This window comes from Pseudooceanicola lipolyticus, assembly GCF_002786325.1.
GTDB classification, from domain to species: domain Bacteria; phylum Pseudomonadota; class Alphaproteobacteria; order Rhodobacterales; family Rhodobacteraceae; genus Pseudooceanicola_C; species Pseudooceanicola_C lipolyticus.
The window spans coordinates 1-3,292 of record NZ_PGTB01000265.1 but is presented as its reverse complement, the minus strand read 5'-3'; the positions used below and the strand labels follow the sequence as shown (position 1 = coordinate 3,292).

The window sequence follows — 3,292 nt, the reverse complement described above, 5'->3', positions numbered from 1 at the left end:
GGGCACCGGCCCGCCCGGCCCCAGGGCCGAGACGGCAAGGCGTCGGGCATCGGGGCGCACCAGCGGCGCCTCGTCCTCGGCGCGCAGATCGACCAGGAAATCGCCCGCGCCGATGTCGCGCGGGGCAAGGAAGGCAAACCGCCGCGTCGGTTCCGGTGCGCCGTCAAAGCGGAAGCCGCCAAAATGGTATCCGCTGGCATCAAAGGTGACGATCCGGCCCAGCGGCGACGGGTCGAGCCCGGCCAGAACCGCGACGGCCATCTGCGCCTGCAAGGCGCCGATGATACCGACAACCGGCCCCAACACGCCGTCTTCGGCGCACGAGCCCAGCCGCTGCGGCAGGTCGGGAAACACCGCCCGCAGGCTGGGCGCGCCGCCGCAGAAGCCCCCCGCATAACCATCGAGGCCGACGACCGAGGCGCTGACCAGAGCTTGTCCGCTGGCATGGCAGGTATCCGACAGCACATAGCTCGCGGCGAAACTGTCCGCGCAGTCCAGCACCAGGTCCATGCCGTCGCACAGCGCGGTCGCATTGCCCGGATCCAGCGCGGCGATCACCGGCTCGACCCGGCAATCGGCATTCAGCGCGGTTACCGCGGCGGCCGCCGCCTCGGCCTTGGCGCGGCCGATATCGGCGGCGCGGAACAAGGTCTGGCGGTGCAGGTTGGTGACCTCGACGCGGTCGGGATCGACCAGCCGGATATGCCCGATGCCGGCGCCGCCCAGATATTGCAGCACCGGCGCGGCAAGCCCCCCGGCCCCGACAACCAGCACCCGCGCGCCCCGCAGCCGCGCCTGTCCGGCCGGCCCCAGTGCGGGCACCGCGATCTGGCGGGCGTAACGGTTCATCGCGTCGCCTCGATCCAGTGCCGCACCCGGTCCTCGGGGGTGTCGTTCAGCGTGATGTCCGTGACCACCGAAACGATATCCGCCCCCGCCTCGAAGGCCGGTGCCGCCCGCTCCGGGCGCAACCCGCCGATCGCGACAAGGGGCAGATCGCCGATCAGGCGCTTCCATTCGGTGACCCGCTCCAGCCCCTGCTGGTGCCATTTCATCTGTTTCAGGATCGTCGGCCAGACCGGCCCCAGCGCCACGTAATCGGGCGACAGCGCCAGCGCCCGGTCAAGTTCGGCATGATCGTGGGTGCTGATGCCCAGTTTCAGCCCGGCGCGCCGGATCGCCGGCAGGTCCGCGATGTCCAGGTCTTCCTGCCCCAGGTGCAGCCAGTCGCAGCCGCTGTCGATGGCCACCCGCCAATGGTCGTTCACCACCAGCACCGCACCATGCCGCCGGCACAGCGCCTGGGCCTGCGCAACGATGGGCCGCAGCTCGGTCTCGCCCACGTCCTTGATGCGCAGCTGCACCAGTTTCACCCCCAGCGGCAGCATACGCTCCAGCCAGTCGACGCTGTCGAAAATCGGGTAAAAGCGGTCCAGGCTCATGACAGGAACGCCTTGCCGATCACCGGCGTCGAGGGCGCGGCCATGTCGCGCGGCTCCATCGGGTCGGCCTCGTAGGCCAGCCGCCCCGCCGCGACCGCACGGGCAAAGCCCTCGGCCATGGCGGCGGGATCGCCGGCCCGGGCCACCGCCGTGTTCAGCAACACCGCGTCAAAGCCCATTTCCATCGCCATCGCCGCCTGGCTGGGCAGCCCCAGCCCGGCATCGACCACCATCGGCACCTCCGGAAACTGCGCGCGCAACGTGCGCAGCCCGTAGATATTCGTCAGCCCCAGCCCGGTGCCGATCGGCGCGCCCCAGGGCATCAGCACCTCGCAGCCCGCCGAAAGCAGGCGGTCGGCCAGCACCACGTCCTCGGTGGTGTAGGGCAGCACCTGAAAACCGTCCTCGCACAGAATGCGCGCCGCCTCGGCCAGCCCGAACGGATCGGGCTGCAAGGTGTCGGCATGGCCGATCACCTCAAGCTTGATCCAGGGCGTGTCGAACAGCTCGCGCGCCATATGCGCGGTGGTGACCGCCTCGCGCACCGAATGGCAGCCGGCGGTGTTGGGCAGGATCCGGACGCCCAGATCGCGCACCAGGTCCCAAAACGCGGTTCCCGCCCGTTCGCCCCCCGCTTCGCGTCGGACCGACACGGTGGCGATCCCGGCCCCGGACCGCCGAAAGGCATCGGCCAGCACGCTGGGGGAAGGATATTGCGCCGTGCCAAGCATCAGCCGCGATGCGATTTCGGTTCCGTAAATCCGCATCTCAGCCACCTTGCCGGGGGGCAACAATTTCAACCCGGTCGCCGGGCGCGAGAACCGTCTCGCCGCGGGCCGCAACCGGCACGAAGGTTTCGTTGACGGCGGTGGCAACTTTGGCACCGCCATAGCCCAGTTCCTCCAGCGTCGCCGCAAGGGTGTCGGCCGCCACCTCGGTCGGGGCGCCGTTAATCGTGATCTTCATGCCAAAACTCCGGAATCGTGCCGTTCAAAGCTGCCTCTGCCGCCAGCTGCGCCAGCGCGGGCGCAAGCAGAAAGCCATGGCGGAACAGGCCGTTTACATAGATCGTCTCGCCCCGCCGCGTCAGACGGGGCAGATTGTCGGGAAAGGCCGGGCGCGCATCGACGCCGATCTCGACCAGCTCGGCATCGCCAAATGCCGGGTGCAGCGCATAGGCGGCCGACAGCAGTTCCAGCACCGAGCGGACGCTTTTGCGGCGGTCGTCGCTTTCGATCTGGGTCGCGCCCAGCATAAACACCCCGTCCGCACGCGGCACCACATACAGCGGATAGCGCGGATGCAGCAGCCGCACCGGACGCGACAGCCGGATATCGGCGCTGCGCAGCAAGGCCATCTCGCCCTTGACCCCGCGCAGCGCCGGCAGCGCATCGCGCGCCCCCAGGCCACGGCAATCCAGGGTCAGCCCCTCGGGCCGGCCCGCCTCGGTCACGAAGGTGACGCCATCCCGTTCCAGCCGCTGGCGCAGGTGGATCAGCGCCGCCCGCGGGTCAAGATGCGCCTCGGCCGCAATGTACAGGCCGCGGTCGAAACGGTCGGCCAGGTCCGGCTCCTGCCCGGCGATACCATCGCGATCCAGCCAGCAATGGCCGCTGACCCGCCGGGCAAACCGGTCCAGCTCGCGCCGGTCGCGGTCCAGGGCAACCACCATTGTCCCGCGCCGGTCAACGGGCACCCCCTGCCCCTCCCACCAATCGGCGGCCCGCTGTCCAAGCCGCACCACCGGCTCTTCCGCCGTCTCGCCCTCGCAAAACGGCGCCAGCATACCGCCGGCCCACCACGAACAGCCGTGCGGCCCCGGCCCCGGCGCCGGGTCGAACACCGTCACC

Annotated in this window: 5 protein-coding genes; all 5 read right to left on the bottom strand. The window is 70.2% G+C overall.

Translation table 11 applies throughout. From position 1 onward, the window contains the following. The coding region (locus CVM52_RS24655; protein WP_100164933.1) for a HesA/MoeB/ThiF family protein at positions 1-849 on the bottom strand (849 nt) is incomplete at its 3' end. After that, on the bottom strand, positions 846-1,442 hold the full coding sequence (locus tag CVM52_RS24650; protein ID WP_100164932.1) for a thiamine phosphate synthase: 597 nt from the start codon (positions 1,440-1,442) through the stop codon (positions 846-848). The genes CVM52_RS24650 and CVM52_RS24655, both read right to left, overlap by 4 nt. Further along, a complete protein-coding gene (locus CVM52_RS24645) occupies positions 1,439-2,209 on the bottom strand; it encodes a thiazole synthase (RefSeq protein ID WP_100164931.1) in 771 nt (256 codons plus the stop codon). Before CVM52_RS24645 ends, CVM52_RS24650 begins: the two co-directional genes overlap by 4 nt. A gap of 1 nt (position 2,210) precedes the next feature. After that, positions 2,211-2,408 (bottom strand): sulfur carrier protein ThiS, encoded by a 198-nt coding sequence (thiS, locus tag CVM52_RS24640; protein ID WP_100164930.1) that lies wholly within the window; start codon positions 2,406-2,408, stop codon positions 2,211-2,213. Further along, positions 2,392-3,291 (bottom strand): FAD-dependent oxidoreductase, encoded by a 900-nt coding sequence (locus CVM52_RS24635; RefSeq protein WP_205965028.1) that lies wholly within the window; start codon positions 3,289-3,291, stop codon positions 2,392-2,394. The genes thiS and CVM52_RS24635 overlap by 17 nt, the downstream gene beginning before the upstream one ends. Position 3,292: the final 1 nt, after the last annotated feature.

What these genes read in the sequence shown, in the direction of transcription:
- thiS (WP_100164930.1), bottom strand. Translation starts at nt 2,408, where the DNA reads ATGAAGATCACGATTAACGGCGCCCCGACCGAGGTGGCGGCCGACACC.
- CVM52_RS24650 (WP_100164932.1), bottom strand. Translation starts at nt 1,442, where the DNA reads ATGAGCCTGGACCGCTTTTACCCGATTTTCGACAGCGTCGACTGGCTG.
- CVM52_RS24645 (WP_100164931.1), bottom strand. Translation starts at nt 2,209, where the DNA reads ATGCGGATTTACGGAACCGAAATCGCATCGCGGCTGATGCTTGGCACG.